Origin of the sequence: Escherichia sp. 94.0001 (assembly GCF_013369155.2) — a bacterium.
Taxonomy (GTDB): Bacteria; Pseudomonadota; Gammaproteobacteria; order Enterobacterales; family Enterobacteriaceae; genus Escherichia; species Escherichia coli_F.
Map to the genome: position 1 here is coordinate 67,033 of NZ_JABWMS020000016.1, position 20,167 is coordinate 87,199.

Sequence of the window (20,167 nt, forward strand, 5' to 3'; positions counted from 1 at the left end):
CATGTAATTTTGATAACGAACAACGTTGACCTTTGTTACAATTAGATTCAATTTGAATTTATGCTTTTGAATGCTTTCTTATCTCACGATTTAACAGGGAATAGTTCAGGCTGTGTTGATGTATCAAACCCGCAGAACATACCAAAACAGCAATAACATTGCGGTAGTGCATCTTTTAAAACCAGCGTGGCGTTAACCGATTCACCAGGAATAATGAATGGAACTTTTGACCCAATTGCTGCAAGCCCTGTGGGCGCAGGATTTTGAAACCCTGGCCAATCCGTCGATGATTGGCATGCTCTATTTTGTTTTATTTGTAATTTTGTTCCTTGAAAACGGCTTGCTTCCGGCGGCCTTTTTACCGGGCGACAGTTTACTGGTGTTGGTCGGCGTATTGATTGCGAAAGGCGCGATGGGCTATCCGCAAACGATTCTGCTACTGACCGTTGCCGCCAGCCTCGGCTGCTGGGTCAGCTATATTCAGGGGCGATGGCTGGGCAATACCCGCACCGTACAAAACTGGCTATCTCATTTACCCGCGCATTATCATCAACGCGCACACCATCTTTTTCATAAACACGGTTTATCGGCGCTGTTAATTGGTCGCTTTATTGCGTTTGTCAGAACACTGCTGCCGACGATTGCCGGGTTATCAGGGCTGAATAACGCGCGCTTTCAGTTCTTCAACTGGATGAGCGGTCTGCTGTGGGTATTAATCCTGACAACTCTGGGTTACATGCTCGGCAAAACGCCGGTATTTTTAAAGTACGAGGACCAGCTGATGTCATGCCTGATGCTGCTCCCGGTGGTGCTGCTGGTGTTTGGCCTGGCAGGTTCTCTGGTCGTGTTATGGAAAAAGAAATATGGAAATCGGGGGTAAGGGATGCAAATACCTCGCATGTCGCTTCGCCAGCTAACCTGGTCCGGCGCTGTTTTACTTCTGGTCGGCACGCTGTTGCTGGCCTGGTCCGCGGTTCGCCAGCAAGAGTCTACGCTGGCGATTCGTGCCGTTCATCAAGGCACAACGATGCCAGACGGTTTTTCAATCTGGCATCACCTTGACGCTCACGGCATTCCTTTCAAAAGCATCACCCCTAAAAACGACACTCTGTTAATTACGTTTGACTCCAGCGACCAGAGTGCCGCAGCAAAAGCGGTTCTCGACAGAACATTGCCCCATGGCTACATCATTGCGCAGCAGGACAATAATAGTCAGGCTATGCAGTGGCTAACCCGATTGCGGGATAACTCTCATCGCTTCGGATAACTTCCTGTTATCCGAAACAGATCACTCACTTTGGTGATTTCACCGTAACTGTCTATGATTAATGAGGCGGTGGTCAACACTACCGCTTCGTTGTCTGGACAATCGTTCCTTTGTAATAGGTCCGAATCACAATGGAAGGTTCAAGAATGAAATACCGCATCGCTTTAGCTGTTTCTCTTTTTGCTCTTAGTACCGGTAGTTATGCCACTACCCTGTGTCAGGAAAAGGAGCAAAATATCCTTAAGGAGATCAGCTATGCCGAAAAACACCAAAACCAGAATCGTATTGACGGTCTGAATAAAGCCCTGAGTGAAGTCCGGGCCAACTGTTCAGATAGCCAGCTGCGTGCCGATCATCAGAAGAAAATCGCAAAGCAGAAAGATGAGGTGGCGGAACGCCAGCAAGATTTAGCCGAGGCGAAGCAAAAAGGCGATGCCGATAAGATTGCCAAACGCGAACGGAAACTGGCAGAAGCGCAGGAAGAGCTGAAAAAGCTGGAAGCGCGCGACTACTAACTCACAATAGTCACTACTTACTCACCTGGAGAAAACTATGTCGAAAGAACACACTACGGAACATCTGCGTGCTGAGTTGAAATCCCTTTCCGATACGCTGGAAGAGGTGCTTAGCTCATCTGGCGAGAAGTCGAAAGAAGAGTTGAGTAAGATTCGTAGCAAAGCGGAGCAGGCACTGAAACAGAGCCGTTATCGCCTGGGTGAAACCGGTGATGCCATTGCCAAACAAACCCGTGTCGCGGCGGCGCGTGCCGATGAGTATGTGCGTGAAAATCCATGGACGGGCGTGGGCATTGGCGCTGCAATCGGTGTAGTGCTCGGCGTTCTGCTGTCGCGTCGTTAATTATGGCGGACACTCATCACGCGCAAGGGCCCGGTAAAAGCGTTCTGGGCATCGGGCAGCGAATTGTTTCCATCATGGTTGAAATGGTGGAGACACGTCTGCGGCTGGCGGTGGTGGAGCTGGAAGAGGAAAAAGCCAATCTCTTTCAGCTTTTACTGATGCTGGGCCTGACGATGCTTTTCGCTGCATTTGGTCTTATGAGCCTGATGGTGCTGATTATCTGGGCGGTTGATCCGCAATATCGCCTGAATGCGATGATTGCCACCACCGTGGTGTTGCTGCTACTGGCACTCATTGGCGGTATCTGGACGTTACGTAAATCGCGTAAATCCACCTTACTGCGCCATACGCGCCATGAGCTGGCAAACGATCGGCAACTGCTCGAGGAGGAGTCCCGTGAGCAGTAAAGTCGAACGTGAACGACGTAAGGCGCAACTGCTTAGCCAGATCCAGCAACAACGGCTGGATCTTTCCGCCAGTCGTCGTGAATGGCTGGAGGCGACAGGCGCTTATGATCGTCGCTGGAATATGCTGCTGAGTCTGCGCTCCTGGGCGCTGGTTGGCAGTAGTGTGATGGCTATCTGGACGATTCGTCATCCCAATATGCTGGTCCGCTGGGCCAGACGCGGTTTTGGTGTATGGAGCGCCTGGCGTCTGGTGAAAACAACCCTCAAGCAACAACAGCTTCGCGGTTAACTTCCTTTCTGGCCGGAGACATTCCGGCCTTATTCCTCAAATTTTTTGAAAATATTTGACAGTTTTCCTTGCTAACAATCACGCTTCGCCACGTTTATGATTCTCTCCATCGAAAGCAACGACGCTAATACCGCGCCCTTGCACAAAAAAACAATCAGCAGCCTGAGCGGCGCAGTGGAGAGTAAGATGAAAAAATTAGAAGATGTTGGGGTACTGGTCGCACGCATTTTAATGCCGATTCTGTTTATTACGGCAGGTTGGGGAAAAATTACTGGCTACGCGGGTACGCAACAATATATGGAAGCGATGGGTGTCCCTGGCTTTATGTTGCCACTGGTGATTCTGCTTGAGTTTGGTGGTGGTCTGGCAATCCTGTTCGGTTTCCTGACACGTACCACTGCCCTGTTTACTGCGGGCTTTACGCTGCTGACGGCATTTTTATTTCACAGCAATTTTGCAGAAGGCATGAACTCGCTGATGTTTATGAAAAACCTGACTATTTCTGGCGGATTCCTGCTGCTGGCGATTACCGGTCCGGGCGCGTATAGCATCGACCGTCTGTTGAATAAAAAGTGGTAAGTACGCGCTATACTTAACGATAAAAAACGAGGGGGAACACTCCTCGTTTCAGATTGTTGACAAAGTGCGCGTTGTTCATGCCGGATTCGGCGTGAACGCCTTACCCGGCCTACAAAAACATGCAAATTCAATACATTGCAGAAACCTCGTAGGCCTGATAAGCATAGCGCATCAGGCAGTTTTGCGTTTGCCATCAGTCTCAAACGAGGAGAAACGCTCCTCGTTTTTGCTATTGGAGGAGAGAAAAATGGGTCAACTGATTGACGGCGTCTGGCATGACACCTGGTACGACACCAAATCCACCGGCGGTAAATTTCAACGTTCAGCTTCCGCATTTCGTAACTGGCTCACTGCCGATGGCGCGCCAGGCCCCACTGGCAAAGGCGGTTTTGCCGCAGAGAAAGATCGTTATCATCTCTATGTTTCACTCGCCTGCCCGTGGGCGCACCGCACGCTGATCATGCGTAAACTCAAAGGACTGGAACCGTTTATTTCCGTTTCCGTAGTGAACCCGTTAATGCTGGAAAACGGCTGGACCTTTGATGACAGTTTTCCGGGAGCAACCGGCGATACACTCTATCAACATGAGTTTCTGTATCAGCTTTATCTCCACGCCGATCCACACTACAGCGGACGTGTCACTGTTCCCGTACTCTGGGACAAGAAGAACCACACCATTGTCAGCAACGAATCAGCGGAAATCATCCGCATGTTCAATACCGCGTTTGATGCGCTGGGTGCGAAAGCTGGAGATTACTACCCTTCAGCCCTGCAAACGAAAATTGACGAACTTAACGGCTGGATTTACGACACCGTTAACAATGGCGTGTATAAAGCCGGTTTTGCCACCAGCCAGGAAGCCTACGACGAGGCAGTGGTGAAAGTGTTTGAATCGCTGGCGCGGCTGGAACAGATTTTAGGTCAGCATCGTTACCTGACCGGCAACCAGCTAACCGAAGCCGATATTCGCCTGTGGACCACACTGGTCCGTTTTGATCCGGTGTATGTCACCCACTTCAAGTGTGATAAGCACCGCATCAGCGATTACCTGAATCTGTATGGCTTCCTGCGCGATATCTACCAGATGCCGGGAATTGCCGAAACAGTCAATTTCGATCACATCCGTAATCATTACTTCCGCAGCCATAAGACCATCAACCCTACGGGGATTATTTCAATTGGTCCGTGGCAGGATCTCGATGAACCGCACGGACGAGATGTTCGCTTCGGTTAAACCAGGGTACCCCACAAGGTGCCGCGGATACTTAGCTAAGTGTAATTTGTTCATATCGGATGCGGCGCGAACGCCTTTTCCAACCCACAAAACATCGTACATTCAATAGGTTGAAAATAGCGCATAGGCCAGGTCAGCGTAGCACATCTGGCAATTTTGCGCTTGTCATCAGTCTTAGCGCTCCTTCAGCGTACCTTATTAATTCATTAAACGAATATTTACTGCCATTTCATTCATGTCTATTCTTAAATTGCTGCTTTAAAAACAAGTGATTGAGCAAAATTGAGGCAAAAATGGACTGGTATCTGAAAGTACTAAAAAATTATGTCGGTTTCCGGGGCCGTGCGCGGCGCAAAGAGTACTGGATGTTTATTCTGGTCAACATCATCTTTACGTTCGTGCTGGGGCTGCTGGATAAAATGTTAGGCTGGCAACGCGCCGGTGGCGAAGGCATCCTGACGACAATCTACGGTATTCTGGTGTTTTTACCATGGTGGGCAGTTCAGTTCCGCCGCCTGCACGACACCGACCGCTCGGCGTGGTGGGCACTGCTGTTCTTAATTCCGTTTATCGGCTGGCTGATTATCATCGTCTTTAACTGCCAGGCAGGTACGCCAGGCGAAAACCGCTTTGGACCAGATCCAAAACTGGAACAGTAATAATAATTAAGCACCTTGTAAAAGGTGCTTAATTGATTATTTTCCGCTAAAAAGTTTGGGTATTTCCCGCAGACACCAGGATTTCGCTTCCCCCATACTGTCACGACGCCAGGCCATAATAATATCGATCTCGCTGGTCGATTCCGGGCTGACGACACGCAACCGCCCTTCCGCAATATCTTTTTCGACCATCGGATACGGCATCGTCGCCACGCCAAGCCCCGCCAGTAGTGCCTGACGTTTATCTTCAATCGTGCTCACCGTTAAGCGCGGCTGTTTGTCCAGCAGCTGTACGGTCAACACTGGGCGCTCACGAGCGGTATCCGCCACCGCAATTCCACGATATTTCACGCGCGTCACTTCAGATAACGGTTCTGGCTCTTGATGAATCGGGTGATCTGGCGCGGCAACATAGACGTTCATTAAGGTATAGAGCTTGCGCGAGTTGATCTCCGACGAGGAACGAAAATGCATATCCGGCGCGATAACAATATCCGCGCGCCCCTGCTCCAGCCGTTCCCACGCCCCTGCCAGCACTTCAGTGATGATTGCCAGTTGGGTATTGGCTTTTACCGCCAGTTTGTCAATTAACGGGAAAAAGGCAGGTGTCGGTACCAGCGCTTCGGTCACAATGGTGAGATGCGTTTCCCAACCGCGCGCGAGAGCTTCCGCATCGGTAGTCAGTTTATCTGCGGCTTCCAGCAAAACGCGCCCTCGCTCCAGCAACATCCTCCCGACATTGGTGAATTTGGTGCGATGGCCCGAGCGGTCAAACAGCACCACATCCAGCTCTTCTTCCAGTTTTTGCATGGTGTAGCTAAGTGCGGAAGGCACGCGTCCCAGCTCATCCGCCGCCGCCGCAAAACTGCCCCGGCGATCGATCGCATCCATAACCCGTAGTGCTTCCAGCGTTAATGCCCTTTCTTTGGCCATTTCGTTCTCATTCAGGAAATTTGAACATACCGGGCAGAATATCTGGCTAACAATGTAGCGTCCAGCCCCTTACCATAAAAGGAAGTAAAGAGAGGTCAAGAATTATGATTACTACCCGAACTGCCAGGCAGTGTGGACAAGCAGACTACGGATGGTTGCAGGCCCGGTATACTTTTTCCTTTGGACACTACTTCGACCCGAAATTGTTAGGCTATGCCTCCCTGCGCGTGCTTAACCAGGAAGTTCTGGCCCCAGGTGCCGCCTTCCAGCCGCGTACCTATCCTAAAGTCGATATTTTAAATGTGATTCTGGATGGAGAAGCTGAGTATCGTGACAGCGAAGGCAATCATATTCAGGCCTACGCAGGTGAAGCGTTGCTGCTCTCTACCCAGCCGGGTATCAGCTATAGCGAACACAATCTCAGCAAAGACAAACCGTTAACACGGATGCAGCTTTGGCTGGATGCCTGCCCGCAGCGAGAGAATCCGCTGATTCAAAAACTGGCGCTTGATATGGGCAAGCAGCAATTAATCGCCTCGCCAGAGGGGGCGATGGGAAGCCTGCAGTTGCGCCAGCAAGTGTGGCTGCATCATATCGTGCTAGACAAAGGCGAAAGTGCGAATTTCCAGTTGCATGGGCCACGCGCGTATTTGCAATCGATTCACGGGCAATTTCATGCGCTTACGCATCATGAAGAGAAAGCGGTGCTGACCTGCGGTGATGGGGCGTTTATTCGTGACGAGGCTAACATTACGCTGGTTGCCGATTCCCCACTGCGCGCTTTGCTGATAGATTTGCCTGTCTAGTTGTTTTTACAGGGAGATGAAGATGAGTAAAAAATCGGCCAAAAAGCGTCAGCCGGTGAAGCCCGTGGTGGCGAAGGAACCGGCTCGCACCGCCAATAATTTTGGCTATGAAGAGATGTTGAGCGAACTGGAAGCCATTGTCGCGGATGCTGAAACGCGTTTAGCCGAGGATGAAGCTACCGCGTAAAGACAGGTTGCCGGATGCGGCGTAAACGCCTTATCCGGCCTACAAAACCAGCAACATCAACAAATTGCACAACTCGTAGGCCAAATAAGATGCACCAGCATCGCATCCGACACGATACCCATAACCAGGCGTTTATCTGGCCTTGCTCGCCATAATCTCGATAATCTGCCGATCCGTTTGCTGCATCGAATGGCTTGCCAGCGCACACAGGTTGGCAATCGACTGCTCAACATCATGCGCCACAATACCTTCATTACCGGTCACAGCGGTATCATCCAGCGCCATTAACACTGCTTTCCACGCAGCCGAAGCACTGGTCGAAACCTTCATCGCGCAGCTGTTGGACGCACCATCGCAAATCATGCCGCTGACATCGCCGATCATACTGCTGATCGCCATCGAGATGGTTTCATAACGCCCATCCACCAGCCATGCCATCCCAGCAGCAGCCCCCATTGCTGCTGTCGTTGCGGCACACAACGCAGACAAACGCGGTAACTGGTTATGGATGTAAATCGCGCTCAAATGCGAAAGCATCAGCGCACGCGCCAGCCGTTCATCATCGGCCCCGAAGTGTTCTGCGACCACCACCACAGGCATTGTTGCAGTGATCCCCTGGTTACCCGAGCCGGAGTTACTCATTGCCGGAAGCGTAGCGCCGCCCATACGCGCATCGGATGCCGCGCTGGTACGAATCACAATGGATGAAGAGAGATCTTTCGCCAGCAAACCGCGTGCACACTGTTTCTCCAGCGTCGCGCCAATATGCAGCCCCCAGTTACCGCTCAAGCCTTCCTGCGATAACGCACAATTTAACTTCGCAGAATCGAGAATAAAGCGGATCGCCGCAAACGGCACTTCATTGACGAACTTCAGGATCTCAGCCAGCGTCGTTCTGGAGAGCACCGTCAGTGGCGACTCTTGCTCGCCCTCTGCCACACTGGCCTGCTGGGTAAACACCACGCCATTGTGCGTCTCAATATGCACAATGTTGGTATGCCCGCCAACGATGGTGACACACGCCCACTTCTCACCGCTCCAGACTTTGGCGCGTGAGAAGAGGATTTCATCGCAAGGTTCCTGGATCTTAACTGAGACTTTCCCCGCCGCCAGCAGTGCTTTGGCATCAGCAATTGCCTGCGCAGTTGCGTCTTTCAGCACTTCCAGCCCGGCGTTGGCATTTCCACCTAACGCTCCCAGCGCCGCCGCAATCGGCAGCCCCACCATTCCCGTGCCAGGAACGGTGACGCCCAGACCGTTCTTCATCAGATTTGGCGAAACCCAGGCTTCTACACGTTCAACCGGACCTTCCAGTTCTGCCGCAGCTACCGCCGCCGCCAGCGCCAGTGAAATTGGTTCAGTACATCCCAGCGCCGGTTTTACTTCCTCCTGAACGGCGAGGATGTAACGCTGCCATAACGGATTTAAAGTCGAATCAAACATAATAAAAACCTTAAAATTTCAGGTAAATCAAGAAAATGCCAGGAACGGAGATACACAAAGCAACAAACCAGTGACGATAATCAGGTACAGAGACATCCCTTTGTATTTGTGCAATGCCGGTACTTTGTAAACCAGCCACGCCGGGATCAAGCACCCTACCATGCCGAAAATCGGGCTACAGATAGAGGTAAAGCTCAACACCGGTGCGTTCAGTACGATGGCGCTCCAGGCCAGTAAAATGGCGAAAATCATGATGCCGCGCTGAACGAGATTTTCGTTAATCTTCTCGGCGGGCATCTTACGACGCAGGATGTTCATTACGATCCCTTGCGTTGCTTCGCGAAAACCTAAATAGACACCAAAGAATGCAGTCATTACGGCAAAAATATTAAGAATGACGCTGACCACTTTCACCCACGCTGCGCCGTCACCGCTAATAAACTGCGCCGCAATTGCCAGCGCGGAAATATTCTGCTCGTAGGCTTTTACCGCTTCGTCATGTCCCATCGCCAGCGTGAACGACACGGCGTAGAAAAAGACGGTGACAAACAAAATGCCAAACGCGATATTCATTGCCCGCAATGCTTTATGCCGCGCCACTTCAATTGATTTTTCCCGCGAGCGATAAGAGATCACCATCGGGCTTAACGTCTGGATAAACAGAATCGACGTCAGGGTAAACGGCAGCGTAATAATGGCGTTTTTCACCAGCAGCCCCAGCGGCGGCAGCGAACCGACGTTGTACAGATGCCACATTCCCACCATCGACACGCCCAGCGCCGCGACCACCAGCAGCTTGGTCAGCACCATCCCCGTCGAAATTTTGAATAACAATTTCTCGCCGCGTGAGGAGATCGCCACCAGAATGCAAATCAGTACCAGACCATAAAAGGGACTGTCTGACAGCAACCCTTCCGTCACGCCGAAGGTATGCAGGTAGGAAGCACTATCGTTGGTGATGGCGGTGGAATAGACGAACATCCAGATCACCAGCATCACGAAATAGAGCGCACCTAACAGGATGCCCCAGTTTTTACCTAAATAACCGCTGATGACGCTGGGGTAATCTTTACACTCTGGTGATTCTGCCAGCGTATTAATAAACAACCGCTGAAACAGATACATTGCCGGGTAACCAATCACCGATGAGAGCAAAAATACCCACAATCCCATCAAACCGACCTGCACCGGGAGAAAAACAATCCCCGCGCCAATCGCCATCCCGATACTCATAATCACCCAGCCGGTGTCAGTACTGTCGAATTTGATCGCTTCTCACCACTCGCTCTCACTCATTCCAGCACGACCTGCCGGGGTCGAAGCGTCTGCAATGACGCCTTTATTCGATGCAATTTCCATAATTTCTCGCTCAATATTTTGTAGGGCTTATTATTTTTTTCCGAGCCGCATCAAGGCGATATGCGGTCTACATTTTTGCAGGCGAGTTATTAGAATAAGGAAATGATACGCGCGAGGTCAGAGAAAATCTTCACAATCAAGACATTGAAATAACGGAGATGGATAAGAATTTTCTACTAAATTAACCGCAAGAGAATATTCATTCTCTATTTGCGGCAGATCACAAAAAAAAGGTGCACATTTGTGCACCCAAGGATGAAAGCTGACAGCAATGTCAGCCGCAGACCACTTTAATGGCCAGTCCTCCGCGTGATGTTTCGCGGTATTTATCGTTCATATCTTTGCCGGTTTCATACATCGTCTCGATAACTTTATCGAGTGAAACACGCGGTGCCGAGGTGCGGCGCATCGCCATCCGCGCAGCGTTTACTGCTTTCACGGCATTAATGGCATTACGTTCAATACATGGGATTTGCACCTGTCCGGCAACCGGATCGCAGGTCAGACCAAGGTTATGCTCCATCGCAATTTCCGCCGCATTGCATACCTGCGCCGGACTGCCGCCCAGTAGTTCAGTTAACCCTGCCGCCGCCATTGAACAGGCCACGCCAATTTCCCCCTGACAGCCGACTTCCGCGCCAGAAATGGAAGCGTTCATTTTATACAGCGCGCCAATAGCCCCCGCTGCCAGTAGATAGCGGGCAATTGACCGCTCATTTACTGGGCGACGGAACTTATCATAATAAGCCAGCACAGCCGGAATAATGCCGCACGCCCCATTGGTCGGCGCTGTTACTACGCGCCCACCGGCTGCGTTTTCTTCACTCACTGCCAGCGCGTACATGTTGATCCAGTCGATGACGTTCATCGGATCGTTAGAGATGTTATCGCTGGAAACCAGCTGGCGACGCAACGCAACGGCACGACGAGGCACATTAAGCGGTCCTGGCAGCACGCCTTCGGTATTCATCCCGCGTTCAATGCCGTCGTGCATCACTTGCCAGATACGGGCAAACCCGGCATCAATTTCCGCTTTGCTGCGCAGCGCCAGCTCGTTGTGCATCATTAGGCCAGAAATAGACAGGCCGTTGTAATCACACATTTTCAGCAGTTCACCTGCTGAGTGAAAATCGTAAGGTACGAGGGTTTCGACAGCGTGCGACAGACCGAAGTGTTCTTCTTCAACGATAAATCCGCCACCGACTGAGTAGTAAGTTTTGCTTAATAGCTCTTTCTGCCCATTCCAGGCAGTAATCCGCATCCCGTTCTCATGACGAGGCAACATTTCAGGATGGAAAACAATGTTCTTTGCTACAGGAAAATCAACAACATGCGCCCCAGAAGCCACCGGCAACCGCCCGCTGCGCGTCACTAACTCAATAAATGCAGGGATCTCATCAATAACAACATCCTGCGGACTGTTTCCTGCTAGTCCCATGATGATGGCGACATCCGTGGCATGGCCTTTGCCCGTCAGTGACAACGACCCGTACAGATCGACCATAATATGGCTCGTCGCGGTTAATAAGCCGCTATTTTCCAGCCGATCAATAAAACTTTTTCCGGCATTCATCGGCCCCACGGTATGCGAACTGGAGGGTCCAATCCCAATTTTGAAAATATCGAATGCACTAATCATATCCACACCCTCGGATTGCCGTTCAGTGAAGTGGAGCGGAACGACCTTGCGACCGTCCCGCTCACGAGGCTTTACGCACTACGTACTGCGATGGCTTCAATTTCCAGCTTCACATCTTTCGGCAAACGCGCGACCTGCACACAGCTCCGGGTCGGGTAGGTCGCCTGATGCTCATCGAAGAACTGCTTATAGACTTCATTGATGGTGGCAAAATCATTCAGATCGGTGATGAACACGGTCATCTTGATGATATCACCCACGCTCAGCCCGGCAGCAACCACGATCGCTTTGACGTTTTCGAGGCTTAAACGCGCCTGATCTTGCACATCAGCCGGGATCTCACCTGTCTGCGGGCAAACCGGAATTTGCCCGGAGGTGAAGACCATGCTGCCTAAATCAACACCCTGAACATAAGGGCCGATTGCGCCTGGGGCACGTTGCGTTTCGATAATCTTTTTCATACATCCTCCGGCGTCAGAGCACCTGGGTAAAAGTACGTGAAATAACATCCTGTTGCTGTTCACGGGTCAGTGCGTTGAAGCGCACGGCGTAGCCAGAGACACGGATTGTCAGGTTAGGATATTTTTCCGGGTGCTCGATGGCATCCAGCAGCATTTCCCGATTCATTACGTTGACGTTGAGGTGTTGACCGCCTTCGACATCCGCTTCGTGGTGGAAATACCCATCCAGCAGGCCGACAAGGTTGGTTTTACGTACTGGATCTTCTTTGCCCAACGCCGCCGGGACAATTGAGAAGGTGTACGAGATACCGTCTTTGGCGTAAGTGAACGGCAGTTTCGCCACCGACGTCAGCGAGGCCACGGCACCTTTACGGTCACGACCGTGCATCGGGTTAGCGCCCGGTGCGAACGGTGTTCCGGCGCGACGACCGTCCGGCGTGTTACCAGTTTTCTGGCCGTACACCACGTTAGAAGTGATAGTCAGAATCGACTGGGTAGGGACGGCGTTGCGATAGGTTGGCAGCGCTTTAATTTTCTTCATAAAGCGTTCAACCAGGTCGCAGGCAATACTGTCTACGCGCTCGTCGTTGTTGCCGTACTGCGGATATTCACCGTCGATTTCAAAGTCCACCGCCAGGCCGTTTTCGTCACGGATTGGTTTCACGCGGGCATATTTGATGGCAGACAGGGAGTCCGTCGCCACTGAAAGGCCCGCGATGCCACACGCCATAGTGCGATAGACATCACGATCGTGCAGCGCCATCAGCGAGGCTTCGTAGCTGTACTTGTCGTGCATGTAGTGGATGATGTTCAGCGCGCTGATGTACTGCACCGCCAGCCAGTCCATAAAGTGGTCAAGGCTGTCCATCACTTTGTCGTAGTCCAAGACGTCGTCCATCAGCGGTGCTGTTTTTGGGCCGACCTGAATCTTCAGCTTCTCGTCCACCCCGCCGTTAATTGCGTAGAGCAGCGTTTTCGCCAGGTTAGCGCGTGCACCAAAGAACTGCATTTGCTTACCAATCACCATCGGGCTAACGCAGCAGGCAATCGCGTAATCGTCGCTGTTGAAGTCAGTACGCATCAGATCGTCGTTTTCATACTGCAAGGAAGAGGTGACGATAGACACCTGCGCGGCATATTTTTTGAAGGCGATCGGTAATTCTTCCGACCACAGAATGGTCAGGTTTGGTTCCGGTGCTGGCCCCATAGTGTGCAGGGTGTGCAGATAACGGAAAGAGTTTTTGGTCACCAGCGTACGACCGTCCAGCCCCATCCCACCGATCACTTCCGTCGCCCAGATCGGGTCGCCAGAGAACAGCGAATCAAATTCCGGCGTACGCAGGAAGCGCACCATACGGATCTTCATAATGAAATGGTCGATCAGTTCTTGTGCCTGCTGCTCATTGAGCACGCCAGCTTTAAAGTCGCGCTCAATGTAAATATCGAGGAACGATGCCGTACGGCCAAGAGACATTGCGCCGCCGTTCTGTGATTTCACTGCCGCCAGGTAAGCGAAGTAAAGCCACTGCACCGCTTCCTGCGCATTCTGCGCCGGACGGGAGATATCAAAACCGTATTTCGCCGCCATTTCCTGAATCTGCAACAGCGCACGACGATGTTCCGCCAGCTCCTCACGCAGACGGATAGTGGCTTCGAGATCTTCGCCTTTTTCCAGACGAGACTGGAGATCGGCAAATTGCAGTTCGCGTTCACGTACCAGATAACTGATGCCGTAAAGCGCCACGCGGCGGTAGTCACCGATAATACGCCCACGACCATAACCGTCTGGCAAACCAGTCAGTACACCCGATTTACGGCAGCGCAGCATATCCGGTGAGTACGCATCAAATACGCCCTGATTATGGGTTTTACGCAGATCGGTAAAGATGTACTCAAATTCGCTGTCCATTTCACGGCCATATGCGTGGAATGAACTTTTAATCATATTAATACCGCCGAACGGATGCAGCGCGCGCTTTAATGGTGCATCTGTTTGCAGGCCAACAATTTTTTCCAGCGGCTGGTCAATATATCCCGCATCATGAGCGGTAATGGTGGTGGCAATATTAGTATCGAAATCCAATGGCGCGTGAGTCGCGTTTTCGATACGGATGCCTTCCATTACTTTTTCCCACAATTCCGTGGTGGCTGGCGTCGCTTCGGCGAGAAAAGATTCATCGCCTTCATACGGTGTATAGTTATGTTGAATAAAATCGCGGACATTAATTTCGTTTTTCCAGTCCGTACCTTTAAAGCCAAGCCATGCGTCGGCGTACAGCTTATCGCTGGTATCAATATCTACCTTCATGAAAAATAATCTCTCTACAATACTTCAACTAAATTATGCAAATTCTGCGGGCGCGTTAACTTTGCCTAAATGAATGGCATCCAAAGCAATCATTTTTTCTTCGTTAGTCGGAATAACGGCGCAAATGACACGCGCATTTTCACTAGAAACAATTCGCTCTCCAAAGGAGTTAGAGCGATTATTCATTTCTGTATCAATCTCTACGCCTAATACAGCCAAATGCTCCATGACCAAACGACGAATTAAACTTGAGTTCTCTCCTATTCCGCCGGTGAATATAATTCCATCCAGGCGACGTAATGAGGCTGCGTGTCCGGCAATATGACGGGCAATTCGGTGAACAAAGGTTTTAATTGCCAGTTGCGCGCGTTCGTGACCTTCATGCCAGGCTTTTTCCAGAACACGTAAATCCGAAGAAAGACCGGAAATACCTAATAATCCCGACTCTTTATTCACTACGCGTTCCAGGTCACCCAGGCTCTGGTTGGTTTGGCTGGCGACCCAGGACATCGCCCCGAAGTCGACATCGCCACTGCGGGTACCCATCATCAAACCTTCCAGCGGCGTCATTCCCATTGAGGTGTCAACACTCTGACCGTTGCGAACTGCGCAGGTTGACGCGCCATTGCCAAGATGCGCCACGACCAGGCCGGAGTCATCCTCTGCCAGATTCAGCAAAGAATGCGCGCGCTGGGAAACGTAGCGGTGCGACGTGCCGTGGAAACCATAACGGCGTACACCTAACTCTTCATAATATTTCCACGGCAGGCCGTATAAATAAGCTTCCGGAGCCATCGTCTGGTGGAAACTGGTATCAAATACCGCCACCTGAGTTACGCCCGGGAATAATTGCTGCGCCGATTCAATACCACTTAAATTGGCGTAATTATGCAGGGGTGCCAGTGGAGAAACGCGACGGATATTATCAATGACTTCATCGGTAATAATGGCGGACTCGGTAAAAATACTGCCGCCGTGAGCAATGCGGTGGCCAATTAAGGCCACACTGTCATTTAAATTCCGTTTTTCCAGTTCAAATGCAATTGCCTTCAATGCACCTTCGTAGCTGTGGTGAGCCAGCGGTGCTGGCTCTCCCCCATTTACGGATAAGAATGCATTTTCCGAGTTAATACCGTCGGCAATACCTGACATTAATACTTCACAGTCGCTGGCATCGAGCACGGAAAACTTAATCGAAGACGAACCACAGTTAATAACCAAAACAACCGGAAATTCATTCATCTCTTTTCTCATCCTGAGTTACGGATTAAAACAGTTTGTATACGATGTTCAGGATGGTCAGCAGACCAATCACGGTAACAAACACGTTATCCAGACGACCACGGTATTTCGCCAGAGACGGCGCTTTACGGATGGCATACATCGGCAACAGGCACAGCAGTGATGCGATAATCGGTGCGCCCATGGCTTCAATCAGGTCGAGGATGTTCGGGTTGGCGTAGGCAACAACCCAGGTGGAGCCCATGATGAAGATCATGCTGAGAGTATTCAGTTTACCCAGCGACACTTTGGTTTTGTCACCTTTATAACCGAACTTCAGAATCAAACCATTCAGACCTTCCAGCGTCCCCAGATAGTGACCGAAGAAAGATTTGAAAATAGCCACGAGTGCGATGATGGAAGCTGCATATTCCAGTGTAATTGCAAACGTTGTTTTGGTACCGGTCATGGACGCAAAGTGGTTAGCCAGATAAGAAAGCACTGGAATATTCTGCGCTTTCGCTTCAGCCATATTCGCCGGAGACAGCGTAAACAGGCAGCTAAAGGCAAAGAACATCACCACTGCAACCATCAGCATACTGGCGCGAGAGATGATTTGTGAACATTTACGCTCGGTGAAATCGCGACCAAAATCTTTCTCATACTCTTCACGTTTAGAAACCACGAAGGAAGAGACGATTGGCGAGAAGTTAAAGGAGAAAACCATGATGGAAATCCCCAGCCAGACAGTGATCAGGATACCGTCATGGCCGGTTAACGACAGCGAACCGAGGTCAACCTGGTCGATAACTGCAGAGTTCCAGTAAGGGATCAGCGATAGAGAAATCAGCACCAGGCTGGCGATAAACGGCCATACCAGGTAGCTCATCACTTTAACCATCAGATCCTTACCAAACCAGATGACGAAAGCCATCAGCAGCAACAGGAACAGCGCCACAAAGCCGCGATTCAGCGGTGCAAAGCCGAGCTGGTTTTCCCAGAACGTCATAAAGGTATTGGTAATAGTAACGCCATAAATCCACAGCAGTGGGCAAATCGCGAAGAAGTACAGGAACGTGATAACCACGCCGCCAGTTTTACCAAAATGCTCTTCCACCGTTTCCGTAATGTTGCCGGAAGGGTTAGAGCCAGAAAGACACAGACGCGCCAGTGCCCGGTGGCAATAAAACGCGATGGGGTATGCTAATACCAACATCAGAAGAATCGGGATCAGTCCGCCAAAACCTGCGCGGATAGGGAAGAACAGCACCCCGGCGCCGATTGCCGTACCAAACAAGCCTAACGTCCATGTGGTATCTGATTTACGCCAGGACGATTGTTTTGTCTGGCTGGATACAATGCTATCTGAAGTACTCATATCCTATCCTCAACGAATTAATTAAGCGTCAACGAAACCGGTGATTTGAGAGACGCGAGAAAGATCGATATTGCCGCCGGAAATAATACTGACGGTTTTTCTGTTTTGAATATATTGGTCTAATTTACCGCTTAATAATGCAGCACATGCCAGAGCGCCTGCGCCTTCGGTGACGACTTTATTGCGCTGAATTAAGGCAATCATACTGTTTCTGATTTCGTCTTCGCTGACCAGCACGATGTCATCGACTAATTCACGAACGATTTCGTAAGTTAAATTACCCGGGCGGGCGACATCACAACCATCCGCCAGGGTGCCGGTAGTTCGGTGCGTGGTTATTTCTCCGGAGTGGAAAGAAGCCGCCATGCCGTGAACGTTTTCTGACTGCACGCCAATAACACGAATAGTCGGGTTAATTGATTTAATCGCTACCGCAATACCAGCAATTAAACCGCCACCGCCAATTGGCACAATCACATTATCGACATCATAGAGATCTTCCATAATTTCCAGGCCAATCGTTCCCTGACCGGCAATCACTTTCGGATCATCATAAGGTGGGATAAAAATACGGCCTTCCGTTTCGACAATTTCGCTCACTTTAGCGATAGTGTCGTTGAAGTTATCCCCATGCAGAACGACTTCTGCGGAGTAGTCGCACGTTGCCGCTACTTTGGATTTCGGCGCGCCTTTTGGCATCACCACTTTACCATCGATACCCAGCATCGCGCAGGAGAGCGAAACCCCTTGCGCATGGTTGCCCGCAGAGCAGGCCACTACACCTTTACGTTTTTCCGCATCGGTCAGTGAACTTAATTTATTAAATGCACCACGAATTTTAAATGACCCGGTACGCTGCATGTTTTCGAATTTGAGGAATATTTCACCTTTGCAACGTTCACTAAAATAGTTGGAGCGAGGCATGCCTGTTTTATAAATTCGCCCAGCCAGTCGTTGTTTTGCTTCAATGATGTCATCAATAGCAACCGGGAGATCGTATGTAATATGCATTATAAAACCTCTTAGCCTGAATTAAATATGTAGGTAACCGTAACCGACACCTGCAAAACAGACAGGTGGATTATTTATGTTTAAATAAAAACAAATAACTAACCAACTTCAATTAATTGCCTTCGTCTACACCCATTATAAGATGAATACTCTTTGGCTAATTCCACCAAAACCGATGCTGCTTTTTTAATACGATAATTTTTCGACCATACCGCGGCATATTGTGCCACAGGTAATGTTTCTTCAACCGGAATAGTAATAAATTGATTAGAACCAAAAGGTGACGTCATATCACAAGGAATTACAGTTAAGAAATCAGCATTGAGAACAAGATTATAAATTGTCACGACTGAGTCGGTTTTAACGATGTTTTCAATACTGATGCCATTTCTTTGTAACGTGGTGAGCAGCTCGCTGTAGTACCCCATATTGGTTTGTGGCAACACCCACTGTTCGTTCTTCAACGACTCCAGCGTGATGGTGCCGGTGCATGTTCGGGACTTACTGGCTACCAACACAAACTCGGACTCGAACAGCGGCTCAACATGTAAATCCTGAAGCTTCATTTCTACGCTTAACGTACCAATCGCAAAATCCAGTCGACCGTCGCGGATTGCCGGTAAGAACGAAGACAGTTGCGCTTCATACATAGAAACCTGCGCTTTCGGAAACACCTCTTTGAACTTGTTGATCATCCCGGACATAAAAGTAAAACCAATCAATGAAGGAAAACCGAATGAGACTTCCACCACCGCCTCAGAAGACATACCGCTTATCTCATTAACCATATTTTTCATTTCACGGGTAATGGATTCGGAACGGGAAAGTAACAATTGACCGGCAGGTGTTAATGTTACACCGGTATTTTTCCGCACCACTAATTCCACACCAAAATAGTCTTCAATATCGTTAATGATTTTACTGACGGCGGGTTGAGTTAACCCTAATTCTTTTGCAGCCGAGCCGATAGAGCCACTTCTAATGACTTCCTGAAAGACTACCAGATGCTGCGTTTTCGGAAGAAGAATAGTGCTCATAACTACCTACGTTAATAACCTCATTGACGGCATGAAGTGTATCAAAATGAAATGAACAGGATATGTGCGACCACTCACAAATTAACTTTCAATACTTTTTTGGACATCACTGTATCAATTAAATATTCTTATATATCAATAAGTTAAAGTATATAAATCAGCATAAACCCTGATTTTTGTCAAAAAAAATGACAGGGATAACCATATTTTATGGCGATAACATCATTCGTTATGTGGTTAATAAAAAAAAGCAGCTGCGAGCATATTTCAAGCAATTAGCGGATAATTACCAGGCAAATTTTGAGTTAAATTTTATGAGCAAGTTATCAAATTTTATTATAAATAAATCATTTTCAGCGATAAATAATGCGGCACGTCACATTTTTTCTCGCTATTTGTTGGAGGGCAAACATTTATTTTATCAATGTTTTAAAATTTCGAATACAGATATTGATCATCTCGAACAATTGATTAACATCAACTTTCACCCTTCTTACAGGACGTCATTTTGTGAATGCAATCGTTTCCCCTCGTTTCTACTGTCACCATAGTTACTAAATAGCATTTTGTGTTGATGATCACAAAACGAATAATTGATGTTCATCGCTATACGATCAGAATAAGAGAACAAGGAGGATTTTCGTTGTGCTTTACATCGTTGTAGACCACAGAATTTTGCTTCGTTGACTGTAATGCCGGGTAATTGAGCGTTTTTTGATAGTTGTGAGCGAACCGTGCAAGGAAAATAAGCATTGATTATTGTTTGTCATGATGACAAGGCAGGCATCAATGAAAGGTTATTCGGTTTCACATTTTTTACCCCCTTCGATACCACCAATGTACGAAACTGTTAACACTTATAATAGAAACATTGATTATTGGAAGGTAAAAATAAAATTTGCCGAGATTATATCGACAAATGACGTTAATGAAATTTACAGCATAAGCAATGAATTGCGGAGAATATTATCTGCGATTACTGCATTGAATGTCTATAAAGGTGATGTTTCTTCTGTAATGATCCGAATCCAACCGGAAAATAGAAGTCCATTCATCATAGATATTTCTACAGGAGTAAATGATGATTATAT

23 protein-coding genes and 1 pseudogene are annotated in these 20,167 nt (G+C 49.3%); 14 read left to right on the top strand and 10 right to left on the bottom strand.

Going from position 1 to position 20,167, the window contains the following annotated elements:
* Positions 1-112: 112 nt before the first annotated feature.
* The 10 genes from yqiM to HEN33_RS10665 all read left to right on the top strand — a co-directional run bounded on the left by yqiM (position 113) and on the right by HEN33_RS10665 (position 5,293).
* Complete coding sequence (gene yqiM / locus HEN33_RS26325) at positions 113-196, top strand: protein YqiM (protein WP_211180508.1); 84 nt, start codon at positions 113-115, stop codon at positions 194-196.
* A 21-nt stretch (positions 197-217) separates the two neighbouring features.
* On the top strand, positions 218-880 hold the full coding sequence (gene yqjA, locus HEN33_RS10625; protein WP_000422149.1) for a DedA family general envelope maintenance protein YqjA: 663 nt from the start codon (positions 218-220) through the stop codon (positions 878-880).
* A 3-nt stretch (positions 881-883) separates the two neighbouring features.
* Positions 884-1,267, top strand: a complete 384-nt coding sequence (gene mzrA, locus HEN33_RS10630) for an EnvZ/OmpR regulon moderator MzrA (RefSeq protein ID WP_001166773.1) — start codon at positions 884-886, stop codon at positions 1,265-1,267.
* Positions 1,268-1,413: 146 nt separating this feature from the next.
* Positions 1,414-1,782 carry a DUF1090 family protein YqjC gene (gene yqjC / locus HEN33_RS10635; protein WP_001352920.1) on the top strand — a complete coding sequence of 123 codons (369 nt, stop codon included), beginning with the start codon at positions 1,414-1,416 and terminating at the stop codon, positions 1,780-1,782.
* Between the two features lie 37 nt (positions 1,783-1,819).
* Positions 1,820-2,125, top strand: coding sequence for a DUF883 family protein (locus HEN33_RS10640; protein ID WP_000031415.1), 306 nt, complete (start codon positions 1,820-1,822; stop codon positions 2,123-2,125).
* Between the two features lie 2 nt (positions 2,126-2,127).
* Positions 2,128-2,532 carry a phage holin family protein gene (locus tag HEN33_RS10645; RefSeq protein WP_000785722.1) on the top strand — a complete coding sequence of 135 codons (405 nt, stop codon included), beginning with the start codon at positions 2,128-2,130 and terminating at the stop codon, positions 2,530-2,532.
* Positions 2,522-2,821, top strand: coding sequence for a YqjK-like family protein (locus HEN33_RS10650; protein WP_000096086.1), 300 nt, complete (start codon positions 2,522-2,524; stop codon positions 2,819-2,821). The genes HEN33_RS10645 and HEN33_RS10650 overlap by 11 nt, the downstream gene beginning before the upstream one ends.
* Before the next feature lie 186 nt (positions 2,822-3,007).
* Positions 3,008-3,400, top strand: coding sequence for a DoxX family protein (locus HEN33_RS10655; RefSeq protein ID WP_000732238.1), 393 nt, complete (start codon positions 3,008-3,010; stop codon positions 3,398-3,400).
* 247 nt (positions 3,401-3,647) lie between these two features.
* Positions 3,648-4,634: a glutathionyl-hydroquinone reductase YqjG gene (gene yqjG, locus HEN33_RS10660; RefSeq protein ID WP_000531185.1), complete on the top strand. Its 987-nt coding sequence runs from the start codon at positions 3,648-3,650 to the stop codon at positions 4,632-4,634.
* 293 nt (positions 4,635-4,927) lie between these two features.
* The gene (locus HEN33_RS10665) at positions 4,928-5,293 is read left to right on the top strand and encodes a DUF805 domain-containing protein (protein WP_094029910.1); all 366 of its coding nucleotides are present in this window, start codon (positions 4,928-4,930) and stop codon (positions 5,291-5,293) included.
* Between the two features lie 36 nt (positions 5,294-5,329).
* On the opposite strand, the gene yhaJ is transcribed toward HEN33_RS10665, so the two are convergent.
* Complete coding sequence (gene yhaJ, locus HEN33_RS10670; RefSeq protein WP_001603817.1) at positions 5,330-6,226, bottom strand: DNA-binding transcriptional regulator YhaJ; 897 nt, start codon at positions 6,224-6,226, stop codon at positions 5,330-5,332.
* Positions 6,227-6,330: 104 nt separating this feature from the next.
* On the opposite strand from yhaJ, the gene HEN33_RS10675 reads away from it, so the two are divergent.
* Positions 6,331-7,032 carry a pirin family protein gene (locus HEN33_RS10675; RefSeq protein WP_000633564.1) on the top strand — a complete coding sequence of 234 codons (702 nt, stop codon included), beginning with the start codon at positions 6,331-6,333 and terminating at the stop codon, positions 7,030-7,032.
* A gap of 22 nt (positions 7,033-7,054) precedes the next feature.
* Positions 7,055-7,219: a protein YhaL gene (gene yhaL, locus HEN33_RS10680; RefSeq protein WP_001306007.1), complete on the top strand. Its 165-nt coding sequence runs from the start codon at positions 7,055-7,057 to the stop codon at positions 7,217-7,219.
* A 132-nt stretch (positions 7,220-7,351) separates the two neighbouring features.
* On the opposite strand, the gene cyuA is transcribed toward yhaL, so the two are convergent.
* From cyuA to tdcA, 9 genes are all read right to left on the bottom strand, one after another.
* Positions 7,352-8,662 carry a cysteine desulfidase gene (gene cyuA, locus HEN33_RS10685; protein ID WP_176262608.1) on the bottom strand — a complete coding sequence of 437 codons (1,311 nt, stop codon included), beginning with the start codon at positions 8,660-8,662 and terminating at the stop codon, positions 7,352-7,354.
* A gap of 27 nt (positions 8,663-8,689) precedes the next feature.
* Positions 8,690-9,931 carry a hypothetical protein gene (locus tag HEN33_RS10690; RefSeq protein ID WP_342367201.1) on the bottom strand — a complete coding sequence of 414 codons (1,242 nt, stop codon included), beginning with the start codon at positions 9,929-9,931 and terminating at the stop codon, positions 8,690-8,692.
* A gap of 364 nt (positions 9,932-10,295) precedes the next feature.
* Entirely contained in the window at positions 10,296-11,660 is a 1,365-nt protein-coding gene (tdcG, locus tag HEN33_RS10695; RefSeq protein WP_000622094.1) for an L-serine ammonia-lyase, read from the bottom strand.
* Positions 11,661-11,731: 71 nt separating this feature from the next.
* Positions 11,732-12,121 carry an enamine/imine deaminase gene (locus tag HEN33_RS10700; RefSeq protein ID WP_000719990.1) on the bottom strand — a complete coding sequence of 130 codons (390 nt, stop codon included), beginning with the start codon at positions 12,119-12,121 and terminating at the stop codon, positions 11,732-11,734.
* Positions 12,122-12,134: 13 nt separating this feature from the next.
* Positions 12,135-14,429, bottom strand: coding sequence for a 2-ketobutyrate formate-lyase/pyruvate formate-lyase (tdcE, locus tag HEN33_RS10705; protein ID WP_176262609.1), 2,295 nt, complete (start codon positions 14,427-14,429; stop codon positions 12,135-12,137).
* 33 nt (positions 14,430-14,462) lie between these two features.
* Entirely contained in the window at positions 14,463-15,671 is a 1,209-nt protein-coding gene (tdcD, locus tag HEN33_RS10710; RefSeq protein ID WP_176262610.1) for a propionate kinase, read from the bottom strand.
* Between the two features lie 25 nt (positions 15,672-15,696).
* On the bottom strand, positions 15,697-17,028 hold the full coding sequence (tdcC, locus tag HEN33_RS10715) for a threonine/serine transporter TdcC (RefSeq protein WP_000107721.1): 1,332 nt from the start codon (positions 17,026-17,028) through the stop codon (positions 15,697-15,699).
* Positions 17,029-17,049: 21 nt separating this feature from the next.
* Positions 17,050-18,039: a bifunctional threonine ammonia-lyase/L-serine ammonia-lyase TdcB gene (gene tdcB / locus HEN33_RS10720; protein WP_000548353.1), complete on the bottom strand. Its 990-nt coding sequence runs from the start codon at positions 18,037-18,039 to the stop codon at positions 17,050-17,052.
* A 98-nt stretch (positions 18,040-18,137) separates the two neighbouring features.
* A complete protein-coding gene (tdcA, locus tag HEN33_RS10725) occupies positions 18,138-19,076 on the bottom strand; it encodes a transcriptional regulator TdcA (RefSeq protein ID WP_176262611.1) in 939 nt (312 codons plus the stop codon).
* 314 nt (positions 19,077-19,390) lie between these two features.
* Between tdcA and tdcR the strand changes: the two genes are divergently transcribed.
* Both tdcR and HEN33_RS10735 read left to right on the top strand, forming a co-directional pair.
* A complete protein-coding gene (tdcR, locus tag HEN33_RS10730; protein WP_050009867.1) occupies positions 19,391-19,627 on the top strand; it encodes a transcriptional activator TdcR in 237 nt (78 codons plus the stop codon).
* A 238-nt stretch (positions 19,628-19,865) separates the two neighbouring features.
* Positions 19,866-20,167: pseudogene (locus HEN33_RS10735) on the top strand (hypothetical protein); the annotation flags it as partial.

Bases quoted from the DNA above. Each gene is read 5' to 3' on its own strand.
- yqjA (WP_000422149.1), top strand. From the start codon at position 218: ATGGAACTTTTGACCCAATTGCTGCAAGCCCTGTGGGCGCAGGATTTT.
- mzrA (WP_001166773.1), top strand. From the start codon at position 884: ATGCAAATACCTCGCATGTCGCTTCGCCAGCTAACCTGGTCCGGCGCT.
- yqjC (WP_001352920.1), top strand. From the start codon at position 1,414: ATGAAATACCGCATCGCTTTAGCTGTTTCTCTTTTTGCTCTTAGTACC.
- HEN33_RS10640 (WP_000031415.1), top strand. From the start codon at position 1,820: ATGTCGAAAGAACACACTACGGAACATCTGCGTGCTGAGTTGAAATCC.
- HEN33_RS10645 (WP_000785722.1), top strand. From the start codon at position 2,128: ATGGCGGACACTCATCACGCGCAAGGGCCCGGTAAAAGCGTTCTGGGC.
- HEN33_RS10655 (WP_000732238.1), top strand. From the start codon at position 3,008: ATGAAAAAATTAGAAGATGTTGGGGTACTGGTCGCACGCATTTTAATG.
- yqjG (WP_000531185.1), top strand. From the start codon at position 3,648: ATGGGTCAACTGATTGACGGCGTCTGGCATGACACCTGGTACGACACC.
- HEN33_RS10665 (WP_094029910.1), top strand. From the start codon at position 4,928: ATGGACTGGTATCTGAAAGTACTAAAAAATTATGTCGGTTTCCGGGGC.
- yhaJ (WP_001603817.1), bottom strand. From the start codon at position 6,226: ATGGCCAAAGAAAGGGCATTAACGCTGGAAGCACTACGGGTTATGGAT.
- HEN33_RS10675 (WP_000633564.1), top strand. From the start codon at position 6,331: ATGATTACTACCCGAACTGCCAGGCAGTGTGGACAAGCAGACTACGGA.
- yhaL (WP_001306007.1), top strand. From the start codon at position 7,055: ATGAGTAAAAAATCGGCCAAAAAGCGTCAGCCGGTGAAGCCCGTGGTG.
- cyuA (WP_176262608.1), bottom strand. From the start codon at position 8,662: ATGTTTGATTCGACTTTAAATCCGTTATGGCAGCGTTACATCCTCGCC.
- tdcG (WP_000622094.1), bottom strand. From the start codon at position 11,660: ATGATTAGTGCATTCGATATTTTCAAAATTGGGATTGGACCCTCCAGT.
- HEN33_RS10700 (WP_000719990.1), bottom strand. From the start codon at position 12,121: ATGAAAAAGATTATCGAAACGCAACGTGCCCCAGGCGCAATCGGCCCT.
- tdcE (WP_176262609.1), bottom strand. From the start codon at position 14,429: ATGAAGGTAGATATTGATACCAGCGATAAGCTGTACGCCGACGCATGG.
- tdcD (WP_176262610.1), bottom strand. From the start codon at position 15,671: ATGAATGAATTTCCGGTTGTTTTGGTTATTAACTGTGGTTCGTCTTCG.
- tdcC (WP_000107721.1), bottom strand. From the start codon at position 17,028: ATGAGTACTTCAGATAGCATTGTATCCAGCCAGACAAAACAATCGTCC.
- tdcB (WP_000548353.1), bottom strand. From the start codon at position 18,039: ATGCATATTACATACGATCTCCCGGTTGCTATTGATGACATCATTGAA.
- tdcA (WP_176262611.1), bottom strand. From the start codon at position 19,076: ATGAGCACTATTCTTCTTCCGAAAACGCAGCATCTGGTAGTCTTTCAG.
- tdcR (WP_050009867.1), top strand. From the start codon at position 19,391: ATGAGCAAGTTATCAAATTTTATTATAAATAAATCATTTTCAGCGATA.